The following is a 16,172-nucleotide window of genomic DNA, read 5'->3' as shown; positions in this document are numbered from 1 at the left end:
GCGGTCCGTGCGTCAGCCCGCGAAGGCGGGCTGGGCGACGCCCTCGCCCGCACCCGGGACGACCAGGAGCGAGCCGGCCAGGGGCGGGGCGGGGTCCAGGCCCACCCGGGCCGTGGTGATGTACAGGTCGGTCAGGCCGGGGCCGCCGAAGGCACAGGCGGTGACGCGCGGGACCGGGNNGCCACCCACACACAGCCCTCGGCGTCGACGGTGAGGCCGTCGGGGAAGCCGGCGCCGTCCTCCACCTCGGCCAGCGGGCGGCGGCCGGTGACCCTGCCGGTGTCCGCGTCGTGGTCGAAGACGTCGATACGGCGGGTGGGGGTGTCGATGTAGTACATCCGGCGCCCGTCGGGGCTCCAGCCGGTGCCGTTGCTCACCGTCACGTCGTCGAGGNNGCGCCGTCGGGGGCGACGGCGGCCTCGTTGCCGCGGCGGCCGGGGACGGGCTCGTGGCGCAGCCAGCGGAAGGTGTCGTCGGGGTCGAGCAGGCCGATGCCGTCCCGCAGGTTGAGGACCAGGCCGCCGCCCACGCGGGGCTTGACCGCGCCCACGTGCTGGTCGGTGCGGCGCAGGGTGCGCCGGCCGGTGGCCGGATCGTAGCCGTTCAGGCGGGAGTTGAGGATGTCGATCCACAGGAGGCGGCCGGTCGCCGGGTCCCAGGTGGGGCCCTCGCCGAGGGCGGACTCCGCCCGGACCGCCACCTCGTAGGAGGCGCCGTCGCGTGTCGCCGTCATGACGTCCTCCGGTGGCCGAGGCGCTCGGACAGGTCGTCGGCGCCCTTGGCGGCGAGCTGTTCCAGCTCGACGAGGCGGTCGTCGCTCCAGCGGATCATCGGTACGGAGATGGACAGCGCGGCGACCACCTGTCCGGTGCGGTCGCGGACCGGGGCGGCCACGCAGCTGACGTCCGGGTTGGACTCGCGGCTCTCCACGGCGACGCCCCGGGCCCGGATCTCCGCGAGGGCCTCGCGCAGGGCGGCCGGGTCGGTGATGCTGTTGGGGGTCATCGCGGCCAGCCCGGCGTCGTCGGGCAGGCGCGCGGCGAGTTCCTTCTCGGGGAGGGAGGCCAGCAGCATCTTGCCCACGGAGGTGCAGTGCGCGGGCAGCCGGCGGCCGGCCGCCGACACCATCCGTACCGCGTGGGTGGAGTCCACCTTGGCGATGTAGATGACGTCGGTGTCCTCCAGGATCGCCACGTGCACCGTCTCGTCGCAGGTCTCGGCGACGGACCGGGCCACCTGCTGGCCCTCGGCGGCGAGGTCGAGGTGCTCGGCGTAGCGGGCGCCGAGCTGGTACGGGCGTACGCCGAGCCGGTAGCGGCCGGGCTGGCCGGTCACCGGGACGATGTACTTCCGGGCGGCGAGCGTGGTCACCAGTTCGTGCACGGTGGTGCGCGGCAGCTGGAGCCTGCGCACGATGTCGGGAGCGGAGAGCGTCCCGTCCCCGTCGAGGAAGAGCTCGAGAATGTCGAGAGCCCGGGTCACGGCTGGTACGAGACGTCCCACGACCGGCCCCTCCCTGTCTGTCTCGGCCTGTTCGAGATATCAACAGGCGATCGGAATGACGAACACACAGGCTAGCCATCCGGACCCACTCGGGCAATGGCCTGCCGGAGAGTCGACACAGGCCTGCCGGACCCGGCGGCCGAACCGGTCCTGACACGGCCCCGGCGGCCCGGGCAGTCCGAACAGTCCGGATGGGTAGGGGTGCCGTTAACGAGCGGCGAACCAGGTGACAAGTAACCCGCCAGTATCTTTTGGGGGGTTTTCTCACCGGTCTGGGCAAGTTGTCCGTTTGATGGGCGGGTTGCCGCCGGTCCGGCGCCAGGGTCGGGCGTTGAGGAACATCGATGTCGGATCGTGCGGCTGTACGCTCCGCGACGGCCTTGTTTTCGTATAGCTACGGCCATGGCGGGTAGCGCTGAGCAGCTACACCGGGCCGCGGTTCAGCGCGGCGGCTTCGTCGTGCTCGCGCAACATGCGCATGACGGTCGCCGGGGCTGCCCGAGCCTAGCCAGCTGTGGGTGCGGCGGGCAGGGTGAGGACCACGGTGAGCCCGCCGCCGGGAGTGTTGTAAGGGATGAGGCGGCAGCCCATGACCTCCGCGAGCCCGCGGGCGAGTACCAGGCCTCGGCCGATGGGGCCGTGATGGCCGTCCTCCGCTTCCAGGTGCTGGAAGGGGAGGACGACCCGCGCGCGCTCAGCCGCTGAAATGCCCGGGCCTCGATCGACGACCCGGAGTTCCACCCGTTTGTCGCGGGCGGCGGCGGTGAGCAGGACGGGCCGGCCGGGCGGGCTGGAGCGCTGGGCTTGAGAGATCAGAGTCACCAGGATCTGTTCCACCAGCACCGGGTCGGCGAAGACGTCTGGGATGTCGTCGGGAACGAGGAGGTCGAGATCGTGGCCGGGCTGCCCGAGACTCTCCACGGCCCTGGTGACGATGTCCTCGACTGCCACTGGCCCCCTGCTGGCGCCCGGTGTCCCGGCCTGGAGGCGGCTCATGTCAAGAAGGCCGGCGACCACTCGATCGAGTCGCTGGAACGACTCCTTGGCGACGGCGACGTCATCCGCGCCTTCGTCGCCGTTCCTCTCGCCGTCGTGGGCGTCCAAGCCGTCGACGGCGTCCTTCGCGGCGGCGAGAGCGCTGCGCAGTTCATGGCTTACTGCGTTGATGACAGCGGTATGCATGCGTTCAGTCTCAAAGAGGGGGCGAATCTGCTGCGCCTCCTCCTCCAGACGCTGCTGGCGGAACGCGCTGGCGGCCTGTGCGGCGAAGGCTTCCAGGATCCGCCGGTCGGCGGCGAGCAGGGGGCGGCCCAGAAGTACCAGGGCGAGCTCGTCGCCGACCGGGATATCGGTGTCGCCCTCGTCGGGGCAGGTACACGGTTCGGCGCCGACGGATGCGACGACTTGCCAGCTGTGTGGATCGCGCCTGCGTTCCGGCGTCAGCGGCGCGCCGTGCCGGAGCTCGAGCAGGGCCACCGAGGTCATGCCGAAGGTCTCCCGGAGACGCTCGAGCAGGGTGTCGACCGCGTGCTCGCCGCGCAGCACGTTGCCGGCGAGGGTGGACAGGACCTCTGCGTCGGCACTGGCCCGGGCGGCATCCCTGGTGCGACGGGCGGCAAGATCGACGATCGTACTCACCACCGCTGCAGCCAGGATGAAGGCCACCAGGGCAAGCAGGTGATCGGTTTCGAGGATGGTGAAGCTGTGGATGGGGGGAGTGAAGTAGTAGTTGAGGAGCAGGAAACCTGCCAGGGCGCCGACCAGCGCGGGGTAGAGACCCCCGACGAGCGCGATGCCCATGATCGCCATGAGAAACACCAGAATTTCGCTGGTCAGGGACAGCTGACCGCGAAGGCTGGCCAGTATGAGACACAGCAGCGGCAGGCCTGTGGTGGCGAGTGCGAAGCCCCAGAGGCGGCGGGACCGCGCCAGTGCGCTCCTGGACGTGGCTTGTTGCCGCCCCCGGCCGATCTCCTCGTGCGTGACCATGTGCACGTCGATCGCCCCGGACAGGGCGGTGGTGGTCACTCCGATGCCGCGGGAGAACAGCTGGGCGACGCGTCCACGCCGTGAGGCGCCCAGCACGAGCTGGGTCGCGTTCACGGCCCGGGCGAAGTCGAGCAGCGCGGTGGGGATGTTGTCGCCGACCACCTGGTGGTACGTGCCGCCAAGACTTTCGATGAGCTCGCGCTGGCGGCCGAGGTGGGCGGGGTGGGCGCCGGTGAGGCCATCGCCGCGGGTGACGTGCACCGCGAGCAGGTCTGCGCCTCTGCTGCGCTCGGCGATCCGGGCGGCCCGGCGTACGAGGGTGTCGCCCTCCGGACCGCCGGTGAGGGCGACGACGACGCGCTCACGGGCCTCCCAGGTGGCTTCAATGTGGTGTTCGGCTCGGTATCGGTCGAGTTGGTCGTCCACTTTGTCGGCCAGCCACAGGAGGGCGAGCTCACGCAGGGCGGTCAGATTGCCGCTGCGGAAATAGTTGGACAGTGCGGCGTCGATCTTCTCCGGTGGGTAGATGTTGCCGTGCACCATGCGGCGGCGCAGCGCTTCTGCGGTCATGTCGACGAGTTCGACCTGGTCGGCTCGGCGCACGACCTCGTCGGGCAGGGTCTCCCTCTGGAGTACGCCGGTGATCTGCTGCATGACGTCATTGAGCGACTCCAGGTGCTGGATGTTGACCGTGGAGATCACGGTGATGCCGGCCTCGAGGATCTGCTCGACGTCCTGCCATCGCTTGGTGTGGGTCGATCCCGGGATGTTGGTGTGGGCCAGCTCATCGATCAGCGCGACCTGCGGGCGCCGGGCGATCACCGCCTCGGTGTCGAGTTCGGTGAACGTGGCGCCGCGGTACGTCATGGTCTTGCGCGGAACGATCTCCAGGCCGGCCAGCAGCGCTTGGGTGTGAGCCCGGCCGTAGGTTTCCACATAGCCGACGACCACGTCGGTACCGCGCTCGGAGCGGCGGTGTCCCTCGGCGAGCATGGCGTACGTCTTGCCGACCCCAGGGGCGGCACCGAGGTAGACGCGCAACTGTCCGCGGGCCATCACAGCCTCTCTTATTCAACGTCGCTGCCGAAGTAAAGGACCTACGTGCCGGACGGGTGGCGGCGGTCGAGGTCGAGGTTGAGCTGCAGGACGTTGACGTGCGGCTCTCCCATGAATCCCAGTGTCCGCCCGGTGGTGTGCTGGTCGAGGAGATCCAGCACGCTTCGCAGGGGGATTTTGCGGACGCGCGCCACGCGCGGTGCCTGCAGGCGTGCGTAGGCGGGGGAGATGTCAGGATCCAGGCCGCTGCCGCTGGCGGTGACCGCGTCGGCGGGGACCTTCGGCGTCTTCGGCGCATTACCGCGGATGGGGAGGATTTCCCCCGTGGAGTAGTCCTGGCCGTACCTGGCGCATTCCACCCGCACGCCCCGGTACGTCGCCAGGAACGGCTTGTCCGGGCACCGCTCGTTGACGCTGACGACGCGCCGCGGCCGGTTCACGTGCCCTGTGGCGTCGCGCGGGCCGATGACGGACAGCGTCGCGCCGACCCCGCCGGCGGTGCAGAAGGGGCGCGAGCCGTCCACCCCTTCCTGCGCACCGACGGCCCTGCTGCGGGCGCACACCTGGGTGAGCAGGCTCTGCCGGGCCTCGGGGTCCTGGTGCCCGGTCTTCTGCGGAGCCGGGTCGGGCAGCACATCGACGATGTCCTCGGGACCGAGGTTGCTCGCTCCGGTCGCGAGAGGGTCGTAGCCGTTCCCCGCGGCCGAGGGACGGCTGTGGAAGTACTGCGGGAGCGCGCTGCCGGCCTTGCCGGTGAACGCCTGGCCGATGAGTCGGCTGCCGACGAGGCGGCCGTCGGCAGCCGCCTCGATCATCGACCCGCCTGCCTTCTCCCGCAGAGCCGGCAACTGGACGATGCCCGTGATCACCAGAGGGTAGAGCACACCGCACACGACGGTCAGCAGCAGCAGCGCACGCAGAGCCGCGAGGTGCGGGCGGATCCAGGTGGGCAGGTACACCTCAGGACACCCCCGGGATGAACCGGACGATCAGATCGATGAGCTTGATGCCGATGAACGGGGTGATGATCCCGCCGAGCCCGTAGAGGGAGAGGTTGCGGCTGAGCAGAGCCGAGGCCGATGCGGGCCGGTAGCGCACACCGCGCAGGGCCAGCGGGATGAGCGCCACGATGATCAGCGCGTTGAAGACGACCGCGGACAGAATCGCGGATTCCGGTGAGGCCAGACGCATGATGTTCAGGGTGTCCAGGCTGGGATGGACCGCCGCGAACATCGCCGGGATGATCGCGAAGTACTTCGCGATGTCGTTGGCGATGGAGAAGGTGGTGAGCGCGCCGCGAGTGATGAGGAGCTGCTTGCCGATCACGACGATCTCGATGAGCTTGGTCGGGTTGGAGTCGAGATCGACCATGTTCCCGGCCTCCTTGGCGGCCGAGGTTCCGGTGTTCATCGCCACGCCCACGTCCGCCTGCGCGAGCGCGGGGGCGTCGTTCGTACCGTCGCCGGTCATCGCGACGAGCCGCCCGCCCTCCTGTTCACGCCTGATCAGGGCGAGTTTGTCCTCGGGAGTGGCCTCGGCGAGGAAGTCGTCCACACCTGCCTCGTCGGAGATCGCCTTGGCGGTCAGCGGGTTGTCGCCGGTGATCATGACCGTGCGGATGCCCATGGTCCGCATGTGGTCGAACCGTTCCCGCATGCCCTCCTTGACGACGTCCTTCAGGTGGATGACGCCCAGTACCCGGGCGCCGGTGACCTCGCCGTGCCGGATCACCTCGCCGACGACCAAGGGAGTGCCGCCCGTGGCGGAGACGCCGTCCACGAGGTGGCCGGCCTCCTGGGTGGGGTGGCCTCCGTGGTCGCGGACCCATTTCATCACCGCGGTCGCCGCTCCCTTGCGCAGCGACCGGACCTCGCCGGTATCGGCGAGGTCGACGCCCGACATCCGGGTCTGGGCTGTGAACGGAACCCAGGTGGCGTGGGCCAGTTCTCCGGGGGTGCGCTCGCGCAGCCCGTAGCGCTGCTTGGCGAAGACCACGATGGAGCGGCCTTCGGGGGTGGCGTCGGCGAGGCTGGACAGCTGCCCCGCATCGGCGAGATGGCTCTCCTCGACGCCGCTGACCGGGACGAACCGGGCAGCCTGCCGGTTTCCCAGAGTGATCGTCCCGGTCTTGTCGAGCAGGAGCGTATTGACGTCGCCCGCCGCCTCGATGGCGCGGCCGCTCATGGCCAGCACATTGTGCTGCACCAGACGGTCCATGCCGGCGATGCCGATCGCCGACAGCAGCGCGCCGATCGTGGTGGGGATCAGGCACACCAGCAACGAGGCGAGGACGATACCCGTCACTCCGTTCCCGTTCAGCGTGGCGGTGTCCGGAATGCCGGGCTGGGTGTTCTTCGCGAAGACGGCCAGCGGCTGCAGGGTCGCCACGGCGAGCAGAAAGATGATCGTCAGCCCGGCGAGCAGAATGTTCAGGGCGATCTCATTCGGCGTCTTCTGCCGGCGCGCCCCCTCCACCAGCGCGATCATGCGGTCGATGAAGCTCTCCCCCGGCTTCTGCGTGATCTTCACGATGATGCGGTCCGACAGCACCTTCGTGCCGCCGGTGACCGCTGAACGGTCGCCGCCCGACTCGCGGATCACGGGCGCCGACTCCCCGGTGATCGCGGACTCGTCGACGCTGGCGATGCCTTCCACCACATCCCCGTCCCCGGGAATGATCTCGCCGGCCTCGACGATCACATGGTCACCCTGCTGCAGCTGCGGCGCCGGCACCGCCTCCTCGGTGCCCCCGGCAGGTTCCCTGCCCGGCTCCCAGCCGGGCAGACGGCGGGCCATGGTGGCGCGTTTGGCCCTGCGCAGGGTGTCTGCCTGGGCCTTGCCGCGGCTTTCTGCCACGGATTCGGCCAGATTGGCGAAGAGTACGGTCAGCCACAGCCAGAACGCGATGAGCCAGCCGAAGACGGTCGCCTCACGGACGGCCAGCACCGTGCTCCAGGCTGCCCCCACCTCGACGATCAGCATCACCGGGTTGTGCCACAGCGTGGCCGGGTTGAGTTTGCGCAGCGCGTCCGGCAGCGCCCGAACCAGCTGCCGCGGATCGAGCAGACCGCCCCGCCCCCGGTGCGACGGCAAAGGCGTGGGCAACGGCTTGCGGGAAGTGCGGGTGCGGTTTCGGCGGGGGCCGGGCATCAGCGCAGGCCCTCGGCGAGCGGCCCGAGCGCGAGCGCGGGGAAGAACGTGAGGGCGACCAGGATGACGGTGACCCCGGCCACCATGCCCACGAACTGCGGCCGGTGGGTGGGCAGCGTGCCCGCGGTCACCGGCGTGGACCTCTGTGCGGCCAGCGACCCCGCCAGTGCCAGCACGAGAACGACGGGCACGAAACGGCCGGCCAGCATCGCCAGCCCCAGCGCGGTGTTGTAGAAGGTGGTGTCGGCCGCGAGGCCTGCGAAGGCGGAACCGTTGTTGTTGCCCGCCGAGGTGAACGCGTACAGCACTTCCGACAGCCCGTGCGGCCCCCGGTTGAGCATTCCTTCGCGCCCTTCGGGCAGTGCCATCGCGACCGCGGTGCCGAGCAGCACGAGCGCCGGTGTGGTCAGGAAGTACAGTGACGCGAGCTTGATCTCCCGCGCACGGATCTTCTTGCCGAGGAACTCCGGGGTGCGGCCCACCATGAGTCCGGCCACGAACACCGTGACCACCGCCAGGATCAGAATCCCGTACAGCCCGGAGCCGACGCCGCCAGGAGCCACCTCGCCCAGCATCATGTTGGCCAGCAGCACGGCTCCGCCCAGACTGGTATAGGAGTCGTGGAAGGAGTTCACCGAGCCGGTCGAGGTCAGTGTGGTCGCCGAGGCGAACGCTGCGGAGTTCGCCACCCCGAACCGGGTCTCGATGCCCTCCGTCGCCGCCCCCACCGCAGTGGGAACGGTGCCTTGGTGGGCCAGCTGGAAGCCGTGGACGGCGAGCTGGCTGCCGATGGCGAGCACCGCCATCACCGCGACGATCGCGTAGCCCTGGCGGAGGTCGCCGACCATACGGCCGAAGGTGCGGGGCAGGGAAAAGCCGATCGCCAGGAGCAGGAAGATCTCGACCCAGTTGGTCCATACGGTCGGATTCTCGAACGGATGAGCCGAATTTGCGTTGTAGAAGCCGCCGCCGTTGGTGCCGAAGTTCTTGATGGCCTCCTGGCTGGCCACCGGCCCCCCGGTGACGGCCTGCTGAGCGCCGGACAGCGTCTGCACCGTCTGCGGTTCGACGAAGCTCTGCACCGCGCCGCCGGCCACCAGGACCACCGCGGCCACGACGCACACCGGCAGCAGGATCCGCAGACATCCGCGGACCAGGTCCACCCAGAAATTGCCGAGCTTGTCCGTACGGCTGCGGGCGAACCCACGCACCAACGCGATCGCCACCGCGATGCCGACCGCCGCCGACACGAAGTTCTGCACCGCGAGCCCGGCCACCTGCACCAGATGGCCCATCGTCGACTCACCCGCATACGCCTGCCAGTTGGTGTTGGTGACGAAGCTGACGGCGGTGTTCCAGGCCAGGTCGCTCTTCACCGCGGGCAGCCCCAGGTTCAGGAACAGGTGACTCTGCAACCGCTGGAAGCCGTACAGGAACAGGACCGAGACGGCGGAGAACGCCAGAACGCTGCGTGCGTACACCGCCCACGTCTGCTCACCATCGGGATCGACGCCGATCAGCCGGTACATCCACCACTCGGCCCGCACATGGTGGCGCGAGGTGAACACCCTGGCCATGTAGTCGCCCAGCGGACGATGGACGAGTGCCACCGCGACCAGCAAGGACAGAGCGAAGAGGGCTCCCGCGGCCGTCGGGCCCATTCAGAACCGCTCCGGAAGAAGCAGAGCGATGACGAGGAACGCGGTCAGGGCGACTGCCAGTACCAAGCCGACGATGTTGTCCGCACTCACAACCGCCCCACCACCCGCACAAGCAGGTTGAGCAGGACGAATGCCGCCACCGTCAGCACGACGAACACCACATCGGCCATCGCTGCCAGTACCTCGACTCGTTGCTGGTGTGGCGCAACAGCATCGCCTGCAGGCGACGGGCGCCGCTCCTCGAACAGAGGACGTCACTCCCCGAAGTTTCACATGCATTCATGCGAAAATGGGGGACCCTGACATGGTCTGTCGGTTCGCCATGGGACCTGTGAGAGGACGGTGAGGTCGCGCCACCAGCGGCACCCGAAGGGGCCGGCCATCGGGGCGGCGGCCAATGTGTTCCTCGACTCGCTCCGCAATCAGAACGTGGTGCGGAACCACACGGTCGCCATGAGGCGGGAGCACCCGAGCGGCTCGGCGAGAGGGACCGGCTACTGGCGCCGGTACTGCCTCGCGAGCTCCGGTCCTGGAAGGGGGTTCAGCCAAGGTGAGCCCACAACCCACATCGGTCTGGCGGAAGCGGCGTTGAGGTGAGCCTCGGCCGGTCAGCCCGCGGTGTCGGCGGCGGCTGTGAGCGCTCGTCGCAGCTGGCTGATGCTGGGGGCACCGGCCAGGCCGTCGGGCGTGCGGTAGACCCGGCAGGTCAGTCCTGGCAGGGGGTCGGGGTCGGAGAATGGGTCGCGTCCGTCGATGAGGATGGTCGGTGAGCCGGTGAAGCCGGACCGCTCGGCCTCGGTCTGGTCGCTGACCACGTGAGTGGTGACGTCGGTATCGCTTAGGCCGACGTCGTTCAGGGCCTGCCTCAGCCGTTCGATGGCGGCTTTCTCGTTCGGGCAGTCCGGCACGACCAGCACTGTGATGTCCATGCTCCCAGGATCGCGCGCCTGTGCCCTCGTGTACCGGACGGGGCCGGGTATTACCGGGTCCCCGGTTCGAGCTGGCTGGCGAGGTACGGCTCCCGCGCGTAGCTCCTTCAGGTCTGGGATGTGGCGGCAGAAGGTGCCCGGGGAGACGCCGAGCAGCTTGGCGATGCTCGTGATCGAGTGCTCGGGGTTGGGAAGCATGTCACGGGCTGCCCGCAGGCTGTCCGGGCCAACGAAGGATTTTGGAAGACCGGCCCGGCAGGCACTCGGGACTACTTCGACGCTCGCGCCGTGCGGGGGCGGACCGCCAGTGCAAGCAGCGGGCCGGCGGCCAGCAGGACGGCCAGGGCCGCGTAGCCGGAGGTGAGAGTCGAGACGGTGGCCACACCGGCGACAAGCAGGGGGCCGCCGGCGTCGCCGAGTTCGCGGCCCAGCTCGGCAGACCCCATCGTCTGCCCCATTCGCTCCTCCGGTGTCGATGCGGCCAGGGCGGCGAAGCCGAGCGGAGTGATCAGTCCCGTGCCGGTGCCGATGAGCACTGCGGCGGCCAGCACACCCGTGAGGCCGGGCAGCATGGCGGCCGCGAGTCCGGCGGCGGTGATGAGCAGTCCGGCGAGCAGTCCGGTGCGGGTGGTCAGGCGCCCGGCGTCCAGGGCACGGCCGGCCTTGGGCTGGACGACGGCGGCGGTGGCGGCGAGAACGGAGACGGCGGCACCGGTGGCCACGGTGCCAAGTCCGGCAGCGGCCCCCGAGACGGGAAGGAAGCCCACACCCACGGAGAGCGCGGCGGTGGCCGCGGCGAGCGCGGCGGTCGGGGCGAGGAAGGACCGGTCGGCCAGGCGGCGGGCGAGGTCGGCCACGGTCTGGCGCTTGCGGGGCAGGGGCGGCACGACGGGCACGGCGAGCGCGGCCCATACCGCGACGGCCGCCGCGCACATGGCCATCACCGTGAACAGCAGGCGCAGGCCGCCCGCCCAGACCAGGACACCGCCGAGGAGGGGGCCGAGGGTGTAGCCGATGGACTTGTAGAAGCCGTAACTGCCGAACGCACGCCCCCGCTTGGCGGCCGGATTGAGGCGGGCGACCATGGCGGAGGCCGAGGGGGAGAAGGCGGAGGCTGCGGCGCCCTGGCCGAGGCGGGCGGCCCACAGCCAGCCGGGGCTGTCGGCGATCGCGTACAGCGCGGAGGCGGCGGCGAACGCGATCAGGCCTCCGAGGAGGACCGGCTTGCCGCCGATCCGGTCGGCAAGCGAGCCGAAGACCGGCTTCAGCAGCACTTCTGCGCCGTCGTACAGGGCGAGCAGACCGCCCAGGACCAGGAGCGAGGTGACGGCGTCCTCGGAGAAGCCGCCCAGGTTGGCGGCGACGCCGTGCGCACCGAAGGCGGTGGTGAACCCGGCCGCGTACAGCGGCCACATGGCCCGCTTCGGGGCAGCCGGGGCTATGGGCTGAGTGGTCACGATGGGGCCTCGTCACTGGCGTGCAGCGCGGCGAAGACGCGCTCGGAGTAGTCCTCGCAGGCTGCGGCGCACCGCTTGAGGTGTTCGGCGGCTTCGGCGGCTTCGGGGGCGCCGAAGACGTCCCGGGCGGTCAGGTCGCGGTGCCAGCGGCGCAGCCGATCCAGGCTCTGCTCCTCTTCCTCCAGCTCGGCCAGGGTGAACTTGCCGATGCGGATCTCCTTGGCGATCTCGGCCTCGAACTTGCCGCAGTCCGCCAGGAACTCCGCCCAGTCCGCCGAGCGGGCCGCGGTGAACATCTCCCGGAAGCGGGCCGCGTCCTCAAGCGAGCGGCCGGATGCCTGGAGCGTCACACCCTGGCCGCCCGCGCTGCCGGTGAGTTCGAGGGCGCGCCGCACGCCGTCGGCAAAGACCGGCACCTCCGGCACCGCCCAGATGCCCTGGCCCAGCGAGAGGGCTCCGATCTTGCGCAGCTCCCGCCACACCGCCACGCGGTGCCGGGAGGGGGCCGCGGGCAGCTTGATCACCAGGACCAGCCACCGGTTGACCTGCTCAGCATTCGTCACGACAGGAAATGTATCAGGCGTTACAGATTCTACCGTGACGCGAGTCCGGTCAAGGTGAGACCAAAAGTCACAACGGCTCCGCCGTGAGCTACGAGGCACTGCCTTCGAGCTGGCGCGGAACGCGGGAGGCGCGTAGTTCGCGCAGGTCGGGGATGTGGTTGTAGAGGGTGCCAAGGTTTTTGAAGATCGTCGAGGCGCGGCATTCAGACAAATGGGACACACCGTGGTAGGCAGAGAGCGGAGGTGGCACGGTGGCCAGGTATCCGCTTCGTGACCGCATCGCAGTGACGGCTGCCCTAGCCGCTCCGCTGCTGGTTGCGCTGTTGCTCGTACCCTTCCGCGGCAGCCTGTCGAGCACGAACACGGCGCTGATCCTGGTCGTGGTCGTGGTCGCAGTCGCCGCAGCCGGCAACCGCGTGGCCGGTGCCCTCACGGCGCTGTCCGCCACCGCCTGGTTCGACTTCTTCCTCACCCGGCCCTACCAGAGCTTCACCATCAACCGTGCCGACGATGTCGAGACCGCGGTCCTGCTGCTGGTGGTGGGCCTGGCGGTCTCCCAGCTGGCCGCGCGGGCCCGCCGCCTTGAAGTGGCTGTCGTCACCGACGCCGAGCATCTGGCCCGGATCCATGACACCGCACAGCTGGCTCAGTCCACGACAGCTGCCGACGTGGTCGTCGACCACGTCAAGCAGCAGCTCACCGAACTGCTGCAGCTGCGTGGCTGCCGGTTCGAATACGGCTCCCTGCTAGGCCACCCGCCCCGCCTGGAGCAGGACGGCAGCGTGAGCGCCGGCCGTCGGCGATGGGATATCGACCAGCGCGGCTGGCCCCAGGAGGAGATCGAGCTGCGGGCCATCGGCAACGGCCACTACCAGGGAAGGTTCATGCTCACACCCTCCCCGGGCGCCCACTCGTCCCTTCAGGCCCGTCTGGTCGCCGTGACCCTCGCCGACCAGGCAGGCACCGCCCTCGACACGGCAGGACCGGGCACACCCCAAGGATGACGCCGGATGGGCGTGGGCCGACACCGACCGCCGCGCGATGGTGATCGCCGCTGTCGGGCTCAAGGAGGGGCGCGCGACGCCTGGCAGGGAAGGGCTGCTGCGGCCCGCCGCCATGGTCCCCGCCCCTTGGCCAGGAGGCGGCCGCGTGCGGCTGCCGCCCCGGCTGTGACTGCTGGGGCTGACCGCTCGCGCCTCGATCGCGGCGGCGACCTCGGAGCCGGTGCAGTTCAGCAGCTGGCTGTGAATGGCCATCGAACCTTTCTCGATGTGCCAGTACACGAGGACCCCACGGCCCCCGTACCGGGAGTGCCACTCGGTGAAGATGTCGCGGTCCCAGGCTTTGAAGTGCGTGGAATCGCTGGCGACGGTGGCGGTGCCCTGCCCCCACACCGCTTCCTGGCGGGCGGCGAAGGTGGCGTTGGCGATCTCCACCCCGGCGGCCTTGAGGCCGACCGCGGTCAGGTAGCGCCGCGCGGTGTAGCGGAGCTCCTCCTCGCTGTGCCCGTGCTCGCCGGCCGCGACCGAGCTGATACCGGAGTTGGTGCCGTAGGCGCAGGCGATCAGGAGCAGGCGTTCCAGGAGTTTCGCCTCGTCGATGGCCTCGCGGGTGCCGACCGGGGCGAGGGCCTTGAGCATCCCGGTGCGCAGGGCGGCCTCTTTCAGGATGTCGATGAGGTCGACGGTGCCCCACTTCTTACGGATCGCCTTCTTGAGCCTGCGCAGGTTCTTGGGTTCCTTCTGCGGCTCGGGCTCGGTGAACTTGATCGCCCCGTTGCAGTGCTTTCCGCTGATGGAAACCCACGGCAGCTTCGGCAGCTTGCAGGCGTTGATGACCTGCACGCCGATCCCGGTGAACGCCTTCTCCGGGACGCCGACGGCGCGGACCTGCCCCAGCTTGGAGATCTCGTCCAGCAGCGAGTTGAGGCTGACGTTGCCCGGGTGGGCCTTGATGTCGGCCAGCACCGACTCCACCTCGTCTTCGTCGTCCTCCGCAGTATCGCCATCCACCGCGGTCGCGTCGCCCGGTGCGGTGCCGTCGCCGGTGAGGTCGGTGAAGACGAGTGCGTCCAGCCGGCGGGGGCAGCCCTCGGCCCGCGCGAGCCGTGCGGCGACCTCGGCGACGGCGCGCTCGTCGGCCTGGTGCAGCGCGGAGCGGATGATCGTGTTGACCTGGGCGGCGGTCGGCGGCTCGATCAGGGCCGCGCGCATCTGCCGCAGCAGCTCGGCCCGCACCTGCTCCTCGCGGCGTTCGTCGTGCCAGATCACGTCCACCAGGTGCGAGACTGACTTGGCCAGGTCGGTCTTGGTGCACTCGTGCCAGCCGGGCAGACCCCGCAACTCGCTGCGGTGCCGTTTCGCGGCGCGGGAGGTGAAGTCGTAGAACCCCAGCTCAGAGGCGGCGACGTCGACCTGCTTGGCGACGTGCTCGACCGCATCGGATGGCAGCTCCAGGCGCATCCGGGGAAACCGGCTGCGGCAGGTGCTCGACGACGCCGGGCTGAAGGGGGCGGCCTTCACCACGCGCATCGTCGCCGACCAGGCCGAGCAGTCCGGCTTCACCGGCCCCCCGACCATCCTCATCGACGGCCGCGACCCGTTCGCCGAGCCCGGCACCGCCCCGTCGCTCTCCTGCCGGATCTACCGAACCCTGACGGCATGGCCGGGGCACCCGACGTCGGGCAACCCCGAAAGGCTCTCGAAGCAGCCGCCGATGCAGCGGACTGACCTGGACGTCCATACCGGAGAGCCTCGGCGATACCCCTCGCGGCCGTATCTCGGCTGGCCAGCTCTACCACCCGACCTTCGACCCGAAAGCTACTCGCGGGTTACTTGTCACCTGGTTCGCTGCTCGTTAATGGCACCCCAGGTAGGGCAGTCCGGGCAGGCGGGGCAGTCCACCCCGCCCTCGCCGGCCTTGCCTGCCCCGCCTGCCCCACAAGTCCTGGCAGTTCCGTCGGTCCTACCGGTCCGACCGGTCCCGCCCGCCCCGGCAGCCCCACCGGTCCTCTCCTGTTCCGCCGGTCCTGCCCGCCCCGTCGGCCCCGGCGGTCCGGGGCACCCCTCCGGTCAGCGCCGGGTGCGGGTTCCTCCCAGTTCGCCGCGGAGGCGCTGCGCCCTCAGGACCAGTTCCAGTTCGAAGCGGCGGTCCGGGTCGTCGATCTCGTCGCCCCACAGTTCGCGGATCTGCCGCAGCCGGTAGCGGACGGTCTGCGGGTGCACGCCGAGCCGCGCCGCCACCTCGGGCGCGCCGCCCCGGGTCTCCAGCCACGCCAGCAGTGTTTCCGCGAGCCGCCGCGCGTTCGCGGGGGCGCAGTGGGCCAGCGGGGCGAGGCACTTGAGCGCGAGGTCGTCGATGAGTTCCTCGGGCTGGAGCAGCACCAGCGCCTCGGTGTGCTGGGTGCAGTGCAGCACCTCGCCGGCGGGCAGCAGCCCGCGTTCCATCAGGCGCAGGGCGGCCTCGGCCCAGCGCAGCGACTTCGCCGCGTCGGCCGGCGGCACCGGCGGTCCGATCGCGCCGGACCAGCCGGTGAGCGCGCGGTGCAGCAGTTCGGGGCGGCCCGCGGCGTCCGGCTCGGGGACGATCATCCGGGGCTGCTCGTACTCCATGTCGAGCAGCACCTCCTGGCCCACGGCGGGTGCCACCGCCTCCCGCGCGGGGCGCCGCAGGACGCCCACCGCGACCTTCCCGGGCAGCGGCCAGCCGACGCGGGCGGCCCGCTCGGCGAGCGCTTCGGCCGGATCGCCCCGGTGGTGCTCGGTGAGCAGGAGTTCCATCAGCCGGCGCTGCAACCGCAGCCGCTCCCCCGCCTGCCGGGCGGCGGCCTCGGCGTAGCCGCGGACGGACTGGTCGACCAGTCCG

The 16,172-nt window shown here is 70.3% G+C and carries 12 protein-coding genes and 4 pseudogenes; 1 reads left to right on the top strand and 15 read right to left on the bottom strand.

Going from position 1 to position 16,172, the window contains the following annotated elements; all coding sequences use genetic code 11:
• Window positions 1-12: 12 nt before the first annotated feature.
• From AOK11_RS45820 to AOK11_RS46305, 13 genes and pseudogenes are all read right to left on the bottom strand, one after another.
• Window positions 13-178: pseudogene (locus AOK11_RS45820) on the bottom strand (SMP-30/gluconolactonase/LRE family protein); the annotation flags it as partial.
• 2 nt (window positions 179-180) lie between these two features.
• Window positions 181-393: pseudogene (locus AOK11_RS45815) on the bottom strand (SMP-30/gluconolactonase/LRE family protein); the annotation flags it as partial.
• A gap of 2 nt (window positions 394-395) precedes the next feature.
• Window positions 396-733, bottom strand: a pseudogene (locus tag AOK11_RS45810) (SMP-30/gluconolactonase/LRE family protein); the annotation flags it as partial.
• Window positions 730-1,503, bottom strand: coding sequence for an IclR family transcriptional regulator (locus AOK11_RS35805; RefSeq protein WP_055597813.1), 774 nt, complete (start codon window positions 1,501-1,503; stop codon window positions 730-732). The pseudogene AOK11_RS45810 and the gene AOK11_RS35805, both read right to left, overlap by 4 nt.
• Window positions 1,504-2,007: 504 nt before the next feature.
• Window positions 2,008-4,548: a sensor histidine kinase gene (locus AOK11_RS35800; RefSeq protein ID WP_055597812.1), complete on the bottom strand. Its 2,541-nt coding sequence runs from the start codon at window positions 4,546-4,548 to the stop codon at window positions 2,008-2,010.
• 41 nt (window positions 4,549-4,589) lie between these two features.
• Window positions 4,590-5,507, bottom strand: a complete 918-nt coding sequence (locus tag AOK11_RS35795; protein WP_055597811.1) for a potassium-transporting ATPase subunit C — start codon at window positions 5,505-5,507, stop codon at window positions 4,590-4,592.
• A 1-nt stretch (window position 5,508) separates the two neighbouring features.
• Window positions 5,509-7,698 carry a potassium-transporting ATPase subunit KdpB gene (kdpB, locus tag AOK11_RS35790; RefSeq protein ID WP_079035296.1) on the bottom strand — a complete coding sequence of 730 codons (2,190 nt, stop codon included), beginning with the start codon at window positions 7,696-7,698 and terminating at the stop codon, window positions 5,509-5,511.
• Window positions 7,698-9,359: a potassium-transporting ATPase subunit KdpA gene (kdpA, locus tag AOK11_RS35785; RefSeq protein ID WP_055597810.1), complete on the bottom strand. Its 1,662-nt coding sequence runs from the start codon at window positions 9,357-9,359 to the stop codon at window positions 7,698-7,700. Before kdpA ends, kdpB begins: the two co-directional genes overlap by 1 nt.
• Entirely contained in the window at window positions 9,360-9,449 is a 90-nt protein-coding gene (gene kdpF, locus AOK11_RS35780) for a K(+)-transporting ATPase subunit F (protein WP_055597809.1), read from the bottom strand.
• A 518-nt stretch (window positions 9,450-9,967) separates the two neighbouring features.
• Window positions 9,968-10,288: a DsbA family protein gene (locus AOK11_RS35775; protein ID WP_055597808.1), complete on the bottom strand. Its 321-nt coding sequence runs from the start codon at window positions 10,286-10,288 to the stop codon at window positions 9,968-9,970.
• 269 nt (window positions 10,289-10,557) lie between these two features.
• The gene (locus AOK11_RS35770; protein ID WP_055597807.1) at window positions 10,558-11,703 is read right to left on the bottom strand and encodes an MFS transporter; all 1,146 of its coding nucleotides are present in this window, start codon (window positions 11,701-11,703) and stop codon (window positions 10,558-10,560) included.
• Between the two features lie 38 nt (window positions 11,704-11,741).
• Window positions 11,742-12,308: a Chromate resistance protein ChrB gene (locus AOK11_RS35765; protein ID WP_055597806.1), complete on the bottom strand. Its 567-nt coding sequence runs from the start codon at window positions 12,306-12,308 to the stop codon at window positions 11,742-11,744.
• Window positions 12,309-12,396: 88 nt separating this feature from the next.
• On the bottom strand, window positions 12,397-12,519 hold the full coding sequence (locus tag AOK11_RS46305) for a hypothetical protein (RefSeq protein ID WP_276204864.1): 123 nt from the start codon (window positions 12,517-12,519) through the stop codon (window positions 12,397-12,399).
• 40 nt (window positions 12,520-12,559) lie between these two features.
• Between AOK11_RS46305 and AOK11_RS46510 the strand changes: the two are divergent.
• Window positions 12,560-12,832: pseudogene (locus tag AOK11_RS46510) on the top strand (DUF4118 domain-containing protein); the annotation flags it as partial.
• A gap of 222 nt (window positions 12,833-13,054) precedes the next feature.
• Here AOK11_RS46510 and AOK11_RS35755 read toward each other — a convergent pair.
• Together AOK11_RS35755 and AOK11_RS35750 are read right to left on the bottom strand one after the other, a co-directional pair.
• Complete coding sequence (locus AOK11_RS35755) at window positions 13,055-14,872, bottom strand: Tn3 family transposase (RefSeq protein ID WP_055597804.1); 1,818 nt, start codon at window positions 14,870-14,872, stop codon at window positions 13,055-13,057.
• Between the two features lie 507 nt (window positions 14,873-15,379).
• Window positions 15,380-16,172: helix-turn-helix domain-containing protein (locus AOK11_RS35750; RefSeq protein WP_167353873.1), on the bottom strand; the 793-nt coding region annotated here is incomplete at its 5' end.

It is taken from the genome of Streptomyces hirsutus (assembly GCF_001418415.1).
Lineage (GTDB): Bacteria > Actinomycetota > Actinomycetes > Streptomycetales > Streptomycetaceae > Streptomyces > Streptomyces hirsutus.
This window is presented reverse-complemented; position numbering and strand designations above follow the sequence as displayed.

Excerpts from the sequence above, each read along its gene's own strand:
- AOK11_RS35800 (WP_055597812.1), bottom strand. The coding sequence starts at position 4,548 with ATGGCCCGCGGACAGTTGCGCGTCTACCTCGGTGCCGCCCCTGGGGTC.
- kdpB (WP_079035296.1), bottom strand. The coding sequence starts at position 7,698 with ATGCCCGGCCCCCGCCGAAACCGCACCCGCACTTCCCGCAAGCCGTTG.
- kdpA (WP_055597810.1), bottom strand. The coding sequence starts at position 9,359 with ATGGGCCCGACGGCCGCGGGAGCCCTCTTCGCTCTGTCCTTGCTGGTC.
- AOK11_RS35775 (WP_055597808.1), bottom strand. The coding sequence starts at position 10,288 with ATGGACATCACAGTGCTGGTCGTGCCGGACTGCCCGAACGAGAAAGCC.
- AOK11_RS35770 (WP_055597807.1), bottom strand. The coding sequence starts at position 11,703 with ATGTGGCCGCTGTACGCGGCCGGGTTCACCACCGCCTTCGGTGCGCAC.